Consider the following 18,188-nt stretch of genomic DNA (forward strand, 5'->3'; position numbering starts at 1 on the left):
GCCTATACTGTGTCTGCCTTGGAGCTCCTTGTTCTTCCCTAAATTGCCTTGGGGCACGAGGTCTATCACCAAAGTCTCTTTTCGAACCACTGGGTCTATCGCCAAAGTCTCTTTTTGGACCACGAGGTCTATCGTCAAATCTTCTCGAGCCTTCACGTCTCTCGCCACCCTGCCTTGAACGACTATTGCGCTCTCCATCACCGCCTCTACGGTAGTTATCATCTCTCTCCATTCTTATTTACTTACTTAGTAATTCTCTTGCATTAGCAAGCGCTGCATCAGTCATCTCCGCCCCTGTGAGCATTGTAGCCAATTGTCGAACTCGCTCTTCGCCCTCCACCTCATGTATCGTGGTGAAGTATGTATCTTTATCTTCCTTCTTTGCCACTACCAACTGATGCTTTGCCAAAGCTGCTATCTGTGGTAGATGTGTAATGGATAGCACCTGAATATGCTCTCCCAATCGTGCCATTACCCTTCCTAGCTTCTCTGCTACCTCTCCGCTAACACCAGTATCAATCTCGTCGAATATCACCGTAGGCAATACCGTATGCTCTGCCAAAATAGTCTTGAGAGCAAGCATAAATCGTGAAATCTCTCCACCAGAAGCAATTTCCCGAATAGGCTGTAAGGTAGTCTGCTTATTGGTAGCGAAAAGGAATTGTACCCCATCGAAGCCATTCGCTCCCAACTGCGGTAACCGCTGTAAATCTGCTTTGAAAGTAGCTCCAGCAATACCTAGCTCAGACATCAGCTTGTGCAACGGAGGGAGTAACCTATCAGCTGCTTTTTCTCGAGCAATAGACAGTTGTTCAGCGAGACGTGTTGCCGTGTCTAGCTTTTGCTGAACCTCATGCTCTAACTGCAAGAGACGCTCGTCTGAATTAGTGATTTCCTCTAGCGCCCGAGTATATTGATCTCTCAGCGTTATAAGATCATCGTGCTCTGTAAGCTTAAACTTAAAGAGCAAGCCCTGAAGCAGATCGAGACGCTGTTCTATCTGCTCCAATTCCTGGGGGTCTACCTCAATATTATCGAGTAGGTTATCTGCCTCTCTGGTGATATCTCGCAACTCTACCTCTAGTGATTCTAGTCGTCGGTGTAACTCTCCAACTTGCGTGTAGTGCTGAGCAACCCTACCGATAAGCTTCGTAGCACCATGCACCTGCTCTACCACCCCCTGTCGCTCCTCATCACCTTCGGCAAACGAAGAGACGAAATGTAACGCTTCTGCTATCTCTGTGCTATGCTGAGCCATCGCCTGCCTCTCCTCTAGCTGATCCAGTTCTCCAGCTTTGAGGTTCGCATTATCTAGCTGCTCTAGCTGGAATGCTATAAACTCTTGCTCCTTGGATTGTTGCTCTATCCTCTTTTGCTCTGCCAAAAGTGCCTGTTTGGACTCAGAGAATGCAGCGAAAGCAGCAGTATACTCCTCCAATAGAGAGTGGTTATTGGCAAGTGTATCTAGTACATTTATTTGATAGTCTACATCACCTATCAGCATATTGTGGTGCTGGGAATGGATATCTACGAGATGTTCTCCAACGGCTTTCATCACCGCAGTCGTTACTGGGGTATCATTAATGAATGCACGACTTTTGCCATTGCTGGTTAGCTCACGACGAAGTATACACCGCTCCTCAAAGTCGAGATCGTTATCAGCAAATATGTGTTGCAATCCCACAACTCCCGTAAGATCACAATCCGCCTCAATGATGGCTTTATTCGCTCCCTCTCGTATAGATTTTATATCTGCTCTATTGCCCAATATCAGCCCAATAGCTCCTACTAGAATAGACTTACCCGCGCCAGTCTCTCCAGTGATGGTAGTGAAACCATCTTGAAGGGATAGCTCAAGCTCCTTGATTAGAATAAAGTCCTTTATGTATAACCGAGTAATCATCTGCTAAAACTTATCGATGGAAATAGATCTTCTGAAAGCCTACGTATCTCTGTAGCAGTAGGGGTCTGCTCCGCTTGGAGATATTGACTAAGCTCAAGTGCTTTGGCATCAGAGAAAAGGGTAAAGAAGGATAGCGAACTATTGTATTCTCTCAGTTGCTTCACCCCTTGCAACACGACCTTGGTTACCTCACCGTAACCTGTAGTGACTTCGCTATCCAATGCCTCTCTATGGTACAGGTACCACAACTCCCTGAAACGGTCTCCCCAGTCGGAACGAAGCTCTTCGAGGTGCCTTGATGGTGCATACTTTGATTGTTTTTGTCCCAACAAACTGAGCTCTCCTTGCCACGATGTCTCAAATATACTGCGGTGCTCCTGTAAATAACTCAGGAAGGGCGCCCCTCCATAGAGTGAAAAGCTATCGTAGTAGTACATAGCTCCAAGGGTAGCAAAGTAGTAAATCATGCGACTGATCTGCTCCTCGGGAATATCTCTTCCAATAAAAGCAGGACTCTGCCGTGGTTGGAACCTAAAGTTGATTTCCTGCTCTTGAAGCAATAACAGTAACGACTCTCTATCTCTTCCAAAGCGTGGCCGATAAAAGGCCATTTCTATACTACCCTGATACTGATATCCTATGGCTTGTTCTACAAACAGCACCATGGTAAGACGAATCGGCTGCTTGGGAGTATACTCCACAGAGATATCTGGGGCATAATTGACCAGCATTGTCTGGAGTTGTTCCTGTAGGTGGTTCAGGTCTTTCTGAGTATTCTCTGGTAGACCATACGCATTGACGATCACCTCTGGAGCGAAGAATGTCTGCCCCTGTGCCATAACGACTACAATACAAAATAGTATTGCAAAGATGAGTCGTCTGCCTTTCATTTACTCCTCAGCCTGCAACTGCTCCAAACGATCTAGTATAGCTTCAGCTACTTCTCGTTTGCTCATCAAAGAAAGCTCCTGAGAGTGCCAGCCATCATCGTCGTAGAGCGTTACCTTATTAGTATCTACGCCAAAACCGGCCCCCTTATCTTGAAGCGAATTGACGACAATCATATCCAGCTTCTTTCGCTCCATCTTATCACGGATTGCCTCCTCGTGCACCTCTGTCTCAAGAGCGAAGCCAATATGCCACTGACCTTCTTGTTTGCGTTCCCCCATAGCAGCAGAGATATCAGGATTGGGAACTAAATCTAGAGACATAGCCCCTCGTGTCTCCCTTTTTATCTTTTGCTGTTCCTTTGTAGCTACACGGTAGTCGGCCACAGCAGCGCAAAAAATAGCAACTTCATATTCCTCAGTGGCAGCGACACAGGCATCATACATTTCTTGTGCGCTCTCCACCTTTGTGATACGGACATTAGCGGACTCTGGAAGGGTAGAGACTGGTCCAGTGATAAAGCGTACTATCGCACCTCTTTCGGCTGCGGCTTCCGCTAAAGCCTTACCCATCTTACCTGTAGAATAGTTACCAATGAAGCGCACTGGATCTATCTTCTCATAGGTTGGACCCGAAGTAATCAGCATGTGTACACCAGAGAGTGTTTGCTCATGCTGCGGCTTAAAAAAGTTCTCTAATGCCTTTACAATCTCTTCGGGCTCCGCCATACGTCCCTTTCCCACCAAGTGGCTAGCCAATTCGCCTACTCCAGGCTCAATGGTCGTTACACCCCAATCCTGTAGCATATGGATAGACCGAGTGGTAGATGGGTGAGCGAACATATCTAAATCCATTGCTGGTGCAATAAAGACAGGTGCTCGACAAGAAAGATAGGTGGTGATGAGCAAGTTATCAGCAATTCCATTTGCCATCTTGCCCAAAGTGCTAGCTGTGGCTGGTGCTATAACCATTGCATCAGCCCACACGCCTAAGTCCACATGACTATTCCATGCCCCATTTCTCTCATTGAAAAACTCTGAAAGAACAGGGCAGCCCGTAAGGGTAGATAATGTAAGTGGCGTAATAAACTCCTTAGCTGCTGGAGTCATTACGACCTGTACCTCTGCCCCAGCTTTGACTAATTGACGAGCTAGTATAGCACTCTTATACGCTGCTATGCTCCCAGTCACGCCCAAAATAATATGCTTTCCTTTCACCGCTTACTATTTATTGCAATCTTCTGTAAATGCATCTTGGTATCCAATGGGAAATCTCCTTGCATTATCCAATCGAAATACCCTTTATCTCGAATAAGTACTTCCTCCACTGGCAGTCCTTTGTATTTACCAAAGTTGAAACAAGGTATGCCTTTAGTATCATATACCATACGTCCGCCTAGGTCTACATTATCATTGAGTTTGGTATAGGCATCAAGGTGCTCCACATCTCTTGGGAGATCGTCATACATCTTTAGCTGACCTAAGAGCACCTCATACGTAGCACGCGTGTCAGCATCAGCTGAGTGAGCACCTTCTAGCTCCTTATCGGCATAATACCTATAGGCTGCAGTAAGTGTTCGTGGTTCTCTTTTATAGAATATAACTTGGACATCCACTACACGGCGACTACTGAAGTCCACAGGAATACCTCCCCTCTGTAGTTCCTCAGCCAATAGTGGTACATCGAAACGATTACAGTTATATCCCCCTAGGTCACAATTCTCGATAAAGGCTGCCACCCTCTTGCCTATCTCTGCAAAGATAGGCTTATCCGCTACCATCTCATTGGTGATACCATGTACCGCAGACGACTCGGCTGGAATAGGAATCCCTGGATTGACCAACGTATGGAAACTCTCTTCCGACCCATCGGGGTTCACTTTGAGAAGCGCAATCTCCACAATTCTATCCCTTACTACATCCAAGCCAGTAGTCTCTAAATCAAAAAAGACTATCGGGCGCTTTAGATCCAATCTAGACATACCGATTAGCTGTAGACAAATGGCATCACTGCTATCACAATCTCCACACCTGCCTCACTCTCTATAGGAGAGATAAGAGCGGCACGTGAGGCATCGCCTATCTTCATCACTATCTCTTTGGAGGGCATCACTCCTAATATCTGAATCAGGTGCTCAGAGCGGAACGAGAACCTAGCCTCAGTGGAGGAAAAAGAAACAGGCAAGACCTCTTCAGCTTTTGTACTAAAGTCGATATCACTTGCCTTAAGGGTCAACTGAGTAGGAGCGAAGTCGAAACTCACGAGATCCATTCCTTTATTAGCAAAGACAGATACACGGCGGGTGGCTGCTAGCAATTGCAGTCTATCTGCCTCCAATGTCTTGTCATTCTCCTTTGGAATCACGGTCTCGTAGTTAGGATATTTCCCTTCGAGCAGACGGCACTGAAGCTCTACTCCAGGCGTCCTAAAGAGAGCGAAGTTGGGATAAAGCTCTATTTCCACTATCTCGTCATCCTTTTTCTGGAATACCTGAGACAAAAGCTGCGCAGGTTTCCTTTGCAGGGTAATCTTGTAAGGCTCAGTCACCCCTAAGTCTAGCATAGAATGACGATAGTAGGCAAGAAGGAAACCATTCGTACCTACAAATGTAATATGCTCAGGACGAATATCTAAGTGGACACCTGTCATAATAGGGCGCACATCGTCTGTACTCGTTGCATAAAGAGTATTCTCAAGACCCTCCAAGAAGTTGGTTACCGGCATCTGGATCTCTAGCTTATCATCGCCAAGAGACTCTACAGACGGGAAGTCTGCACCTTGCACTACAGGGAAAGAGAAATGACCATTATTGTACTTCGCCTCTAGCTCATTATCCTCACTAAGCTTAAACTCTATAACCTGATTTGGTATTTCCTTAAGAGGCTCTAGTAGCTGACGCACTCTTACACAGAAGCTCATATCCTCTCCCTCCTTAGCGTTTAGGGGAAATCGGGTCACAATACGAGTCTCACCATCAGTAGCAGTTAGGCTAAGGCTATCACCACTCACCTCAAATAGGGCAAACTCCATGATAGCAAGAGTATTCTTGCTATTCACTACACGCCCAACCACCTGAAGGTGGTCACGTAGCACATCACTCAGAATTGTAAACTTCATCTGTCTCTATATTTATTATTCGTATTATCTATATAATGTCCTCAAAATTACCAAATCTTTAGCACTCTCCCTAACTAAAGGACTAAAAAGAGCGGTGGAGAAGCCATAAGCTCTCCACCGCTCTACCATATATTATGAATATATATTTATTAGAAAATATACTTCACTCCTATCTGTGCCTTCCAGCGTGAGCCGAAATCGCTTAGATAGTAAAGAGTGTCGCTAGATGGCATATTGAATGTGTAAGAGACCTCATTTCCCTTACGACTAACTGCCATTGGGTTATAGTTGTATCCAACAGAGTTCTGAATACCCCATGCTGGGTTAATAAGGTTACCAATGTTCATGACATCAAAATTAACCTGAAGGGTATTCCTCCTACCCATAACATTGAAGTAGAAATCCTGTGCCAGATGGAAATCAAACTCGTGCTCGAAAGGAGCCATGAGTGCATTACGTGGGATATATGTTCCTCTGTACTGAGCGTAGTCCTTTTCAATCCACTTAGCGAAGTTTGCTCTTTGCTCCTCAGGATCGGTCTTGACCGTCCTATTGGTTACAAACTTCATACCTTGTAGCTCCTGCTCGGTAGGAATATACATTAGGTCATTACCATTTGCGCGGTCGCCATTGATATCGCCATTGTAGACCATAGAGTAGTTACGCCCACTGAGACCTGAGTAGAAGAGGCTCACTGACGTTGCAAAGTTCTTAGCATACTCTACTCGATAAGCTATATTTGCGATGATGCTATGAGGGCGATTGAAGTCGGCAAACGAGATGGTTTGGTCATCATCACCATTATATATCTCATTGTACTGCCAGTTTGAATAGGCTTGGCTTGAGGTTCCGTCATTGATAGCTCTTGCATCTCCATAAGTATAGGCGAGCATAGTAGACAGACCGAAGTCGAAATTCTTCTCAAGCTTAGCTGTAATATTATAGCTATACCCCTTGCTAGAATTTGTTAGGTAGATGATTCCATTGTACGCTTTGGACTCTGCCCTCTGGGTGTACAAGAATCTCTTATCCCCTGTGCCGTTGTCTAGCTGACCATCCCTCTCGAAAGAGAGATTCTTAAACATTATGTTATTAAGCGTTTTGGAGTAGATTCCTTCGAGTGTGAAACGGATATCGTAAGGCAATCTTTGTTCCCAAGCCAAGTTCAGACGTAGTACTTGTGGGAACTTGAACTTCTTATCCAGCACATCGATCTCAGAATTCCAAACTTTTGAAGGCTTGTATTGATTAGCTGGGTCCATCTGGAACTTGAATCCATCGGCGATAGCACCTGCAAAATCATTCTTCTGAAGTCTAGTTCTGTTGTACTCAACACCAGTATTGGAGAAGCTATTAGAGATCCACACAAATGGTACTCTACCTGTGAAGACACCTACACCACCTCGAAGAAGTGACGCTTTGCTCTCATTTAGGTTCCAACGGAAGCCTACTCTAGGTGAGAATAAAGGAATAGAGGCAGGCATCTGATCGGTTGCCACCTGGAAGTCTTTAGCAATATTGGTAGCATTGAATGCTTCATTGACACTTGGCTTATCGAAGAAAATTGGCACGTCTACACGAAGACCATAAGTGAGTCTGAAGTCATCGGACACTCTCCAGTCATCCTGAGCATACAACCCTACTTGTGCAGCACCGAACCTTGGAGACCATCTACGGTTACCATCCACGTCGGAGAATGAGTAGTCATACTGCTTTGGGGCAACCTCTTGAGGAGTTCCCACAGAGAGCCAGTCCGCAATACTACTGTACCTATATTCGCCTGTGTTTTGGCGAATAAAGAGGTTCCTCATCTTGAAGAACTCGTTGTGGGTACCAATAGTCACGGTATGGTCGCCGAGGAATAAAGAGAGGTTATCAGCAAGAGTAAAGATGTCTTGGTCTAGCTCATTAGCTGATGAGTAGGGCTCTGAACCGAAGGATATCCTTCTATTGCCATCAAGCTCGATTGATACAGTCGGCATAGCAATACCTACCATCTCACGGAAGTCCCTAACACGGGTAAAACCAAAACGGAACTCATTGCTAATGGTCTCGGAGAATCTAGACTGAAGCTCTGTAACCAATGAGTGTGTGGTACTATTCATGTAGTAACCATTGTCCCCAAGCCTCAAATTGTCCTTACCACGGCTGAAGTTTAGCTTACGACCCTTTGTGAAGTTGTATCTAAGGGTCATCTTATGGTTGTCGTTTATGTTCCAGTCGAACCTCGCTAGGGCTTTGTAACCACGTGTATCCACGTTCTTGGCGTCGTATCCACCACCGTCGTACCCATTAGCTAGGGTCTTGAGGTGATTAATAACTTGGTCTGCTTCATCCTTAGTAATCAAAGAAACACCTGGCGAAGCAACATACTTCTTGCCATCCTTCTTGGCATCACCCATATTATAAGAGGTTGGGTAATCATCTCCGGTGTACTCGAAGTTAGTGAAGAAAAATAGCTTATTCTTTACAATAGGGCCTCCTAGGGTAAAGCCAAAAGTCTGGCTATTCTGCTTCCCTAGGCGCTCTCTGTTCTTCACATCCTTACCTGGGGTCTTACCAATCAGGTTTTGGTTCTGATAATAGGTATAGGCTGTCCCATGGAAAGTATTGGTACCGCTCTTAGTAATCGCATTGATACCACCGCCGGTAAAGCCACCTTGTCTTACATCGAAAGGAGCGATAACCACCTGAATCTCTTCAATAGCATCGAGTGAGATAGGTGTTACACCTGCTTGGTCACCGTTGGTACCAGCGCTAGAGAGACCAAACACATCGTTATTGACCGTTCCGTCTATCTGGAAACTATTGTACTTATTGCTCGAACCAGCAAAAGAAGTACCGTTACCAGTAGAGATTGCTGAAGGAGTAAGCTTTGCCACGTCAAAGATACTCCTGGAGATCATAGGTGTAGACTCGATTACTTTGGAGGTAAAATTGTTGGCAGCTCCTGTCCTTTGTGAGTTGAAGACTGATGAACGGTCAGCGAGGACGGTAACCTCTCCTAGCGAGAACGAGGTCTCGTTCATCTTGATATCAACAGAGTTGGTCTCGCCAAGGGCTAGATTGATATTCTCCACCTTGGTGTCTTGATAACCCAAGAATCGACCAACCAATTCATAAGGACCGCCTGGTCGCATACCAATGATACGGAAGTACCCCTCCGCATTGGAGATAGTACGATACACTGTACCAGATGGTGTGTGGGTAACGGTAATCGATACGCCTGGAAGGAAGTCGTTGTTCTGGTCAACGATCTTACCTGAAATTCCAGAGGTAGTTACCTGTGCCATTGATGGGATACTCAGGAGGAGTATCGCCAGCATGGCAAAAAGCATTTTCTGTAGTTTCATACAAGAAAAAAGTTAGTTAATATACTCATTATACATCCGCTCAATTAAAATATATTCACGTGGGGGTAGCCACCCACCCGATATAGCGACGCAAATTTAACGAAACATTAAGACTTAGAGGACTCTTTGGGATTACCAAAACAATACAATTCTGTTACGACCCCACTAAAGAGAGGTCTGAAGCAAGACATTTGAGGTTATCCAACGCATAACAGAGGGTATATTTTCGGAGAACAAAGATGTTCCGCGAAAAGGGTCGAGGGTTTCGGGCGAAAACGTCGAGGGTTTCGGGCGAAAACGTCGAGGGTTTCGGGCGAAAACGTCGAGGGTTTCCGCGAAAAAGGTCGAGGGTATTTCTGCCATAGGTAAGATTTATGCTATATTTGCCCAAAATACGAGAGACCAAATACAACACCTAATAGTAATAGACTCATGATGAAAAAGATGATTTTCTCAGTGGTACTAGCACTCATGGGCATGAGTGCTCAGGCGCAAACGGTTTCCGAACTGGATAGCATCACCAAGCACTTGGAGGAGATTGGTTATTTCTACGAAGCGCTCGACCTCTTGGATCAGTGTGAAGAACGCACGTCCGACCTTTCCCGAAGGCGAGGTACCCTACTCTACGCTATCGGAGAGTACCCTGCATCCATCGGGGTGATGAGGGAGCTTGTTGACGCAGATACCACGTTCAATATCAAAGACTACCTCCTACTCGCAAATAGCTATCAGGCGCTGCTCATACCCGATAGCGCTATTTACTATAGGGAAGCGATTGCGAAAGCGTACCCCTTTAACGAAAGCAACCTGGTGATTCTGCTCCAGCTCGCCCGGTCAAATAACATGTCAGAAAAGTACTTGGGGCTATTGACCGACTTCCTAAAGGTACACCCTGGTTCAAAGCCTATTCGGCGTGAGCTTGCCCATACGCTATACGCCATGAAGGATTACAGCGCTTCGCAGGACGAATTCCAAACACTATACGATGCTGGTGATAAGAATGTGAATACCCTTTACTACCTAGGGAGCCTCCTTCTGATGGATAAAAGTCTTAGGTCTTCGATGAGAGCAGAGAAGGTACTCGCAGAAGCGGTGGAGTATAGTCAGGGTGGAACGCCTCTGATTCTCTCCGATTTAGCTTTAGCAAAGACTCGACTTAAACTGTTGGATCAGGCGATGACCCTGATAGAGGAGGCAGACTCCCTAACCTTTCGTACGCCCGAAATACTTACCTTTTCGGCGCAATTGGAGGAGCGAAGGGCGCAAATCTATCTGGAGCGTCAGCAATGGAAGTCGGGGGTTAAGTACCTAAAGCGTGCCTATGAGATAGACCCGAGCAATAGGCGAGTACTCTACATGATAGCGCGCACCTACAGAAAACTCAACGATTGGGACAATGAGGAGCGCTACCTCAATGCACTACTCAAAGAGACCGACCCGAATACCATAGAGGGTAGCGAATGGGCAAAGTATGCTAAGAGCCGTCTACTCTCTATCAAGGAGGAGCGATTCATGCAGAAAAAGTAAGCACAAGGAAGAGCCCCACTGACGCAACTACACCAGTGGGGCTCTTCTCTGTGCTTAATCTAGAAGTCGAGATGAAGTGCGATATGTGCGCAAGCCTCCGCATCGGCAAGGGCATCATGGTGATTTTCCAGACAAAAACCACAATGCTGTGCTACGAATGGCAAGCTATGAGAGGGCAGCATATCATCCCGAAATTGTCTACGAGAGGTAACTAGGGTGCAATAAAAGGGATAATCTGGATAAGGCATCTCGTAGTATTCGAAGACGGACTTGAGACAGTTCTCATCGAAACTCTTATTGTGGGCAACCAATGGCAGACCACCTATATAGGGCTCAATCTCTTGCCATACCTCTGGGAAAGGTGGTGCCGTATCGGTATCTTCCGCCGTGAGACCATGGATTTCGGTGGTCCATTGAGTATAAAAATTGGGTGCAGGGCGCACCAATCGGCAGACCTTTTCTACAATCTTACCATTGCGGACTACTACAATACCCACGCTGCATATACTATGGCGGTGCTGGTTGGCAGTCTCAAAGTCTATAGCGACAAAGTCAGTTAGCTTCATAATTTGCAGTAGCAGAGAATGAGATACCCGCGCCATCGAAGCCCTCAATAGGGGGCGCGAGCTTGGTGATTGAGAGGGAGGCTTGGGAGATAAGCGGAAATTCTTCCTTGAGGTGCTCCAGCATACGATAGCAAAGCACTTCCAATAGTTCTGTAGGAATCGCCATTTCACGCTCTATAAACTTATAGATAAGCGCGTAATTGATGCCCTCAGCGAGGTCTCCTGTTACCATTACTTCAAGCGCTGGAAAGTGGAACTCCAGAGAGACTTCAAAGTCATTACCCACGCTCTTCTCCTGCTCCAGTAGTCCATGGTAGCTATAGAAGTGCAGCTTTTCCAGCTTAATAGAGGTGTGTGTCAGCTTCATTATTTCTGTAGTGCGACTGAATCATCATGAATAATTGCATAGAGGTGGCGAAGGAGCCCTTCGGGAAGGTCGTACAACCCGGCAGCAGAGGTTAGGTCTCTGAGCTTGCTCAGGTATTGCTCCTCCTGATAGGGGGTGAAGCCGTAGACCCGCTTCACGGCACCTATCTCGTGCGATAGTTTTCGGCGAATGGAGAGTAACAATAGGAGTCGTTCGTCAATCCCACTCAGCTCATCGCGGAGTAAATGAAGCTGTCGCTCCGATGCCTCGGGCAGTTGCGCCATCGTCTCTGCTAGCTTGGCAGGCGTTATCTGCTGGTTTCTGTCGCTCCACGCCTCATCAGGATTGAGATGACTTTCGATCATTATGCCATCATACTTCAGGAGGTGGGCCACTTGGATGAGCTTATCTAGATAATCCCTCCGCCCTGCAATATGACTTGGATCTAGGTAGATGGGAAGATGGGGGAGTTCTCGCCTCATATCCGAAGCCACACTCCAAAGAGGGGTATTGCGGAGGCTTTGGGGCACACCGATGTCGAAGCCCCTATGGATAAGCCCTACCCGACGTACACCAGACTCTATCAGACGATACACTGCACCTTTCCAAAGGTCTACTGAAGGGTTGAGCGGGTTTTTGATCAAGACTGGGACATCACACCCACCAAGTACCTCGGCTATTTCCTGAATGGCAAAGGGGCTAGCTGTGGTACGTGCGCCTATCCATAGATAGTCCAACCCAGCGGCAAGTGCCTTCTCGGCATGAAAAGCAGTACCGACCTCTGTACCCACAAGCATGCCTGTCTCCTCTCGAGCCTCTATGAGCCAAGAGAGAGCTTCCTCTCCTACGCCCTCAAACCCACCTGGGTAGGTGCGCGGTTTCCAGACACCTGCTCGAAGAACCTTTATGCCATTACTGTGCAACGCTTGAGCTGTGGAGAGGAGTTGCTGGCGGGTCTCTGCGCTACAGGGCCCAGCTATCAGAAGAGGTGATTCTCCTTCCTTCCGGACACCCTCCGCCCAAAGTGGCGCTGGAGTATAGTTATGGTACTTATCCTTAGTCATTATCCTCTGGGTGCATCAGCTTTACCGCCTCCAACACCATATCATATACGCTATTAAGTGAGGCATATACCTCCGCACCAGCCGCATTGTGGTGCCCGCCACCATTGAAGAACTTGCTGGCAAACTCGTTTGCAGGGAACTTTCCCTTGGAGCGTAGCGATATCTTGGTATACTTCGCCTGCTCATGAAGGAAGATGGAGAAGTGAATATCCTTAGCCGCTAAGGGCTCATTCACTAGTCCTTCGGTATCCCCAACCTGATACTCAAACATAGACTTCTCCTTCATACCCATGGTGATAATCGCAGTATGGTACTTAGGAAAGAAGGTGAGGTTATTGGCAAGGAGGTAGGCATTGAGCCTGACCTTATCGACCGAGAAGCTACGAGTGATGAGGCTGGTGATAGCATCCTTCTCTATTCCGTGCTCCAAAAGAACGGAGAGGGCGGTATAAAGGCAAGGGTCTTCCGAGTTATAATTAAAGCCTCCGGTATCGGTCATCATACCTGTATAGATACATTCGGCGACCTGTTTGTCCATATACGTCTCCCATCCCAGAGCCATAATAAGTTCGTATGTGAGTAGACATGTTGCTGCTTTCTGAGGATATGAGAAGCATACATCTACCATCCCAGTAGGATGAAGATGGTGGTCAATCATCACCTTGAAGGCTTTGGATGAGATTAGGGGTTGCTCTAGTTGCTCTACTCTTTTGGGTTCGTTGAAGTCCATTAGGAAAATCATCTCAGCTTCCTCCAAGAGCCTATTAGCTTCTTCGGGGCTATGCTTGGCAATTACGACCTCTGATGCCCCCTCAAGGAAGCCAAAACTATGTGGATATGGCGTAGGATAGAGTACATTTGTGGAGTGCCCTTGCTTACGAAGGACACGAGATAGCGCCAAAGTAGAGCCGACAGCATCACCATCGGGAGAGACATGCCCTAGGAGAACTATTTGTCGGGAAGAGGATAATTCGCTCTGTAGTCGTAGGAGATCAGTTGGATTGTACGTTATTTCCATTTTGCTCTTTGCTCTTTTTCTTCTTGTTGTACCTCTTCTTCCTATGAGTATTCTGACCAGGTTGGCCTTCTACTCTACCCTCTCCCTTCTGCCTATTCGGACGATTGTCTTTACGTCTATGCGGGCGATGTCCCTTGCCAGTAGACCTTTTCTCATCAGACACTCCACTAGTAGCCAGTTCGGTAAATCCTTCTGGGAGCTCATTGCGCTGTACATTGTAGCCAAGGAACTTCTCAATATCTATAAACCGTCCCTTGTCCTTATTATTTACCAAGGTGATTGCGGAGCCACCAAGATTGGTTCCCCTAGAAGTTCGTCCAATACGATGCACATAATCCTCGGGGTCGCTAGGCACATCATAGTTAACAATCAGTTGTATATCATCGACATCAATACCACGAGAGATGATGTCTGTAGCTACTATTATATGAGTGCGCCCATTCTTGAAGTTGAGCATTACTTCGTTGCGCCGCTCTTGATCAAGGTCGGAGTGCATCTCTGCCACTTCAAAACCATTGGAGCGCAAGAGTCGATGCGCCTGCTTTACCCGATCTTTTGAACCAAAAAAGGCAATCGCCTTGGATGGATTCTTCTCCTTGAATATGTCCATTAGGAGGGCGAGTTTCTCTTCTTCCCCACAGAAGTAAACGCTCTGGTCGATAGACTCAGGAGGTCTAGAGATAGCAATATTGACCTCTACAGCATCTTTAGTAATCTGCTTAGCCAGTTTACGTATCTTATCTGGCATAGTGGCAGAAAACATTATCGTCTGTACATCTCTTGGTAAGAGCTTGTACACCTCTACAATATCCTCGAAGAAGCCCATGTCGAGCATTCGATCAGCTTCGTCCAATACAAAGAAACTGACCCTAGACAGGTCTACGGTATTCAGGTTTATGTGCGAAAGGAGTCTCCCAGGGGTAGCAATAATCATATCTGCTCCCATCTTTAATGCTCGCTTTTGTTGTTCCCACTCTATCCCTCCCGTACCACCATAAATAGGTACCGCACTTGCACCCACGAAGTAAGAAAACGCATCTATTTGCCTATCAATCTGCTGTGCTAGCTCTCTTGTCGGTGCCATAATTACGGCATTGACATACTCCTCGGGGTATTCTCCAGAGGCTAGCTCACTAAGTACAGGCAGCACAAATGCTGCCGTTTTTCCTGTGCCCGTTTGAGCGCAAGCAATCACGTCCTTTCCCTCCAAAATACTGGGAATAGCGGCCGCTTGTACGGGCGATGGCTGTCTAAAACCCATCGCATCTAGTCCGTCTAGCACTCGGTCGTCCAGACCGAAATGATAGAAGTCCTCAAACTCTTGAATATCTTTAATGTCCAATTCTATCTCACTTATTGCTATTTATTATTCTCATCCACTCACGGCTCCCCCGATGGGCTACAATTGCGGTATCGAGCATATTCCGAAGACGATCATCCGAGTCACGGACTAACCAAACTTGATGCAAATCAAAACCTACGTCATGCGACACCTGAAGTGTACTATCTACAGCTACGATCGATTCTGCAATTGCACTATCACACATTAGATAAGTGATACGCCTCTTGGATAGCTCTGCACCTAACTCCAATGGAGAAGCCTCCCGCACCTCTATCCTTAGGGATGGATAGGTAAGCTCCGATAGGTTTTCTAAGATAGTCACAGCTGCCTGATCCCCCTCAGAGACCACCACTGTTGATGTGCTATCGCTTGAAAAACGACTTGCCCAATTCGCATCGCCCTCATGAAAAAGGAGCGAAAACCGAGAAGTATAGAGCCACTCAGTGGCTGTGATCCCATCCATATCCTCTACAGAGGAATACGGCATAGATGTCGCATAGAGCTGTACCTCACCAGCCATTAGGGCTACTAGAGCCTCCGCTCTTGTGGTAAATGGAACCAGTTCCTTCACTTGATTTGGGAGGAGCAAGTCTAGTAGCTCCTTCGGTCTTCCCGAAAGTTCCCCAAGACTATCTACCTGTAGTCCATTAGGTGCTAAGTCTACTGCCACTTTTAGTACAGATATACTCTCTGTAGAAGCTGTCTTCTCACCTCCTCTCTTGCTTGTAAAGAGCCACATCATTAGCGCTACTGCTAGGATAGCAAAAGCATTGGCAATTAGCCTTCTCTTTGTTCTCTCTTGAAGTCCCATATTCTGCCCTATCAATTGCGTAAGTCTATCGCTACACCCATTCTAAGCACAGGCGGATATGTCGGGTACATAGGCATCGAAAAGTTATTAGGCTTGGCGATAAGAGCCCCGATATTATAGTACTTAAAGAAGAACTTAGTTCTCTTCAGGTGTAGATTTGCATAAGCATTCACAAGTGGTATGCCACCGCCTATCATCACATCAGACTGAGGGCGGAATAGCTGCGTACTCGGTTCGTAGTAAGGTGCATGATAGGCAGTGTGCCACTTAGCATCAGCGCCCAACTGTAGGGTCATCACCTTAGCAATCAAGAAGCGCACGTACAAGTTGGAGTACACCGATAGCTCTGGCAATGGTGTGATGGACTGATTGCTGCTCTTCTGCCATACGATGCTATTCTCCCAGTTGATAAATCTCCAGCTAAGCTTCTGATCCAAACCCACCGCCAGTACCCTAGTATTAGTACGCTCCTGAATAGGCTCACCCTTCTTGTTTGCGAACATTGGATTTTGAAGGGTCTCCACGCCCACATGCACTCGCGTCTTCGTAAAAGGGATATCCAATACTCCTCCAATCCTTAGCATTTGAATCATAGCAAGATCTTGATTCCACTCGTGCAGGCTCGCTTTATAATGCCGAAGGAAGTAGGATGGTCGAGTATTGAGCAAATCGACCGTAGCCGATAGTCCTACCTCCTTTTTCATTAATGGGATACGGGTATTAAGCTCACCCTTCACCTCAATCTCACCTGCTTGAGCTCCTGCAACACCCAATTGTCCCCAAACATAATAGTCGAAGTACTTAAATGATTTACTCCCTATACGTCCTCCCACGTACACTGTGTTCTCGGTTGCTTTTAGCGTCTCAATCTTATCTACTTTGAGTCTCAGTGCGTCCTCCTCATCCATCAATGGTTGAGTATAGCGCACAATATCATACGATACAAAGGCAGCAATACCCATCTTCGCCCATTTATGGAAACCTTCCATTAGTTCTACTCCCAGAGTATTGCTAATCTTCAGTACATGGAAATAGTCATTGGGGAAGTAGCGCCCTCCTGTAGGCTTCGGGATAATAGGCTTCGGATACTCCTTCTCAAAAGCAGGATCAAGTGAGAGCCATCTTCTAGACCCTTGCTCTAGCTGGAAGTCGTGGAAGAAACTTGTAACTGGGATGAATATCCTATTATCCTGCTGCTCCTCTTCCTCCTCACCTTCCTTCGGAGCATCTGCCTGCGCTGAAGACTTACCTGTACGCTTCCGAATACTTGGCACGCTAGTAGGTTCCATTGCTGGGATTGTATCAGAAGGAGCCTCTAGCTCTGGCAATATCGGTGCTATGGAGTCCTTTGGAGCCTCTAGCTCTGGTTGAGGTTGAGACTCAGGCTTTGGCTTGGGTTGAATAATATTGCCCTCACTATCCAGTTCTCGGTAGAAACCAAGACTATACTTGTGGTACAGCCTACCAACTCCATAGATTACCCTATTCCAGGTCGACTTATACTTAGTGGGGATATCCTTAGGCTGGAGTGTTCTACGTCCTTCATTGAACTCATCCGGATTGGTGATATACTTCATATCCGTCACACCCCCACTCTCTTGGTTAACCGTATTGGTATTGCCGATAGAGGCATACGCTTGGTAACGATTACCTCGATAGTAGGAAAACACCCGATAAGTAATGTTATTACTATTAGTAGATGCGTAATAGCCATTGGCGTAATCAATATCCACATCTCCTCCAAGACTCCACCGCTTGCCTAGGTTGGTACTAAAGTCAAACGTAAAGTTTTGCTCCTTATTCTCTCCAGCCCCAACCGTAAGATACTTCAGGAAAGTATAAGGCACCTTGGTGTCATACCACTGCATCCGCTTGCCACGACGTATCAAATGATTGTAAGGATTGGTAAAATAAAATGCACCCCATCGATTGAGCGGTCGATCGAAATATATCTTCGACTGATAGGGCGATGCCTGAGTGCCAGTATAAGCCTCTGCCACATTTAGTCCCTCCACAAATGCCCTATGATAGTAATTGAGCATCAAAGTATCAGCCCATGCATTATTGATATCACCCGTGCGAGGACTCAAATAGAAAGTGTTAAACTTACCATGCCTATCTCTATCCGAATCATCATACGTATCATGATGCTCAGCACGCTCTCTGAGCTGACGTTCCATATCAATCTGGGCCAAAGCATCAATGCCAAACACAGACAACGCTATCAGCACC

14 protein-coding genes are annotated in these 18,188 nt (G+C 46.5%); 1 reads left to right on the forward strand and 13 read right to left on the reverse strand.

Annotated features, from left to right (window positions below; all coding sequences use genetic code 11):
• Nucleotides 1-238 precede the first annotated feature (238 nt).
• The 6 genes from recN to IX315_RS02750 form a co-directional block, all read right to left on the reverse strand.
• A complete protein-coding gene (recN, locus tag IX315_RS02725; protein ID WP_211833409.1) occupies nucleotides 239-1,903 on the reverse strand; it encodes a DNA repair protein RecN in 1,665 nt (554 codons plus the stop codon).
• The gene (locus tag IX315_RS02730) at nucleotides 1,900-2,793 is read right to left on the reverse strand and encodes a type IX secretion component PorD family protein (RefSeq protein WP_134849072.1); all 894 of its coding nucleotides are present in this window, start codon (nucleotides 2,791-2,793) and stop codon (nucleotides 1,900-1,902) included. The genes recN and IX315_RS02730 overlap by 4 nt, the downstream gene beginning before the upstream one ends.
• Nucleotides 2,794-4,008, reverse strand: coding sequence for a bifunctional phosphopantothenoylcysteine decarboxylase/phosphopantothenate--cysteine ligase CoaBC (gene coaBC / locus IX315_RS02735; protein WP_211837131.1), 1,215 nt, complete (start codon nucleotides 4,006-4,008; stop codon nucleotides 2,794-2,796).
• Nucleotides 4,005-4,772, reverse strand: coding sequence for a 3'-5' exonuclease (locus IX315_RS02740; protein WP_211638074.1), 768 nt, complete (start codon nucleotides 4,770-4,772; stop codon nucleotides 4,005-4,007). Before IX315_RS02740 ends, coaBC begins: the two co-directional genes overlap by 4 nt.
• Before the next feature lie 5 nt (nucleotides 4,773-4,777).
• Nucleotides 4,778-5,908 (reverse strand): DNA polymerase III subunit beta, encoded by a 1,131-nt coding sequence (gene dnaN, locus IX315_RS02745; RefSeq protein WP_018359283.1) that lies wholly within the window; start codon nucleotides 5,906-5,908, stop codon nucleotides 4,778-4,780.
• Between the two features lie 149 nt (nucleotides 5,909-6,057).
• Nucleotides 6,058-9,261: a TonB-dependent receptor gene (locus tag IX315_RS02750; protein WP_211635709.1), complete on the reverse strand. Its 3,204-nt coding sequence runs from the start codon at nucleotides 9,259-9,261 to the stop codon at nucleotides 6,058-6,060.
• Nucleotides 9,262-9,693: 432 nt separating this feature from the next.
• On the opposite strand from IX315_RS02750, the gene IX315_RS02755 reads away from it, so the two are divergent.
• A complete protein-coding gene (locus IX315_RS02755; protein ID WP_211837132.1) occupies nucleotides 9,694-10,788 on the forward strand; it encodes a tetratricopeptide repeat protein in 1,095 nt (364 codons plus the stop codon).
• Between the two features lie 59 nt (nucleotides 10,789-10,847).
• Here IX315_RS02755 and IX315_RS02760 read toward each other — a convergent pair whose 3' ends face one another.
• The 7 genes from IX315_RS02760 to IX315_RS02790 all read right to left on the reverse strand — a co-directional run bounded on the left by IX315_RS02760 (nucleotide 10,848) and on the right by IX315_RS02790 (nucleotide 18,136).
• A complete protein-coding gene (locus IX315_RS02760; RefSeq protein ID WP_211837133.1) occupies nucleotides 10,848-11,354 on the reverse strand; it encodes a 3'-5' exonuclease in 507 nt (168 codons plus the stop codon).
• Nucleotides 11,341-11,721: a dihydroneopterin aldolase gene (locus tag IX315_RS02765; RefSeq protein WP_134849076.1), complete on the reverse strand. Its 381-nt coding sequence runs from the start codon at nucleotides 11,719-11,721 to the stop codon at nucleotides 11,341-11,343. Before IX315_RS02765 ends, IX315_RS02760 begins: the two co-directional genes overlap by 14 nt.
• The gene (locus IX315_RS02770) at nucleotides 11,721-12,785 is read right to left on the reverse strand and encodes a bifunctional 3-deoxy-7-phosphoheptulonate synthase/chorismate mutase type II (protein ID WP_211835343.1); all 1,065 of its coding nucleotides are present in this window, start codon (nucleotides 12,783-12,785) and stop codon (nucleotides 11,721-11,723) included. The genes IX315_RS02765 and IX315_RS02770 overlap by 1 nt, the downstream gene beginning before the upstream one ends.
• Complete coding sequence (locus tag IX315_RS02775) at nucleotides 12,778-13,803, reverse strand: DHH family phosphoesterase (RefSeq protein WP_211635715.1); 1,026 nt, start codon at nucleotides 13,801-13,803, stop codon at nucleotides 12,778-12,780. Before IX315_RS02775 ends, IX315_RS02770 begins: the two co-directional genes overlap by 8 nt.
• Nucleotides 13,778-15,064, reverse strand: a complete 1,287-nt coding sequence (locus IX315_RS02780) for a DEAD/DEAH box helicase (RefSeq protein WP_244973069.1) — start codon at nucleotides 15,062-15,064, stop codon at nucleotides 13,778-13,780. The genes IX315_RS02775 and IX315_RS02780 overlap by 26 nt, the downstream gene beginning before the upstream one ends.
• Before the next feature lie 88 nt (nucleotides 15,065-15,152).
• Nucleotides 15,153-15,956: a type 2 periplasmic-binding domain-containing protein gene (locus tag IX315_RS02785; RefSeq protein ID WP_211639568.1), complete on the reverse strand. Its 804-nt coding sequence runs from the start codon at nucleotides 15,954-15,956 to the stop codon at nucleotides 15,153-15,155.
• Nucleotides 15,957-15,967: 11 nt separating this feature from the next.
• Nucleotides 15,968-18,136, reverse strand: a complete 2,169-nt coding sequence (locus tag IX315_RS02790; RefSeq protein ID WP_244973066.1) for a putative porin — start codon at nucleotides 18,134-18,136, stop codon at nucleotides 15,968-15,970.
• Nucleotides 18,137-18,188 lie beyond the last annotated feature (52 nt).

This window comes from Porphyromonas levii (assembly GCF_018206105.1).
Lineage (GTDB): Bacteria > Bacteroidota > Bacteroidia > Bacteroidales > Porphyromonadaceae > Porphyromonas_A > Porphyromonas_A levii.

Coding starts and splice junctions, on each gene's coding strand:
- IX315_RS02760 (WP_211837133.1), bottom strand. CDS start 11,354: ATGAAGCTAACTGACTTTGTCGCTATAGACTTTGAGACTGCCAACCAG.
- IX315_RS02780 (WP_244973069.1), bottom strand. CDS start 15,064: ATGGGTTTTAGACAGCCATCGCCCGTACAAGCGGCCGCTATTCCCAGT.
- IX315_RS02765 (WP_134849076.1), bottom strand. CDS start 11,721: ATGAAGCTGACACACACCTCTATTAAGCTGGAAAAGCTGCACTTCTAT.
- IX315_RS02790 (WP_244973066.1), bottom strand. CDS start 18,136: ATGGAACGTCAGCTCAGAGAGCGTGCTGAGCATCATGATACGTATGAT.
- IX315_RS02730 (WP_134849072.1), bottom strand. CDS start 2,793: ATGAAAGGCAGACGACTCATCTTTGCAATACTATTTTGTATTGTAGTC.
- IX315_RS02740 (WP_211638074.1), bottom strand. CDS start 4,772: ATGTCTAGATTGGATCTAAAGCGCCCGATAGTCTTTTTTGATTTAGAG.
- dnaN (WP_018359283.1), bottom strand. CDS start 5,908: ATGAAGTTTACAATTCTGAGTGATGTGCTACGTGACCACCTTCAGGTG.
- recN (WP_211833409.1), bottom strand. CDS start 1,903: ATGATTACTCGGTTATACATAAAGGACTTTATTCTAATCAAGGAGCTT.
- IX315_RS02775 (WP_211635715.1), bottom strand. CDS start 13,803: ATGGAAATAACGTACAATCCAACTGATCTCCTACGACTACAGAGCGAA.
- IX315_RS02755 (WP_211837132.1), top strand. CDS start 9,694: ATGATGAAAAAGATGATTTTCTCAGTGGTACTAGCACTCATGGGCATG.
- IX315_RS02750 (WP_211635709.1), bottom strand. CDS start 9,261: ATGAAACTACAGAAAATGCTTTTTGCCATGCTGGCGATACTCCTCCTG.
- IX315_RS02770 (WP_211835343.1), bottom strand. CDS start 12,785: ATGACTAAGGATAAGTACCATAACTATACTCCAGCGCCACTTTGGGCG.
- IX315_RS02785 (WP_211639568.1), bottom strand. CDS start 15,956: ATGGGACTTCAAGAGAGAACAAAGAGAAGGCTAATTGCCAATGCTTTT.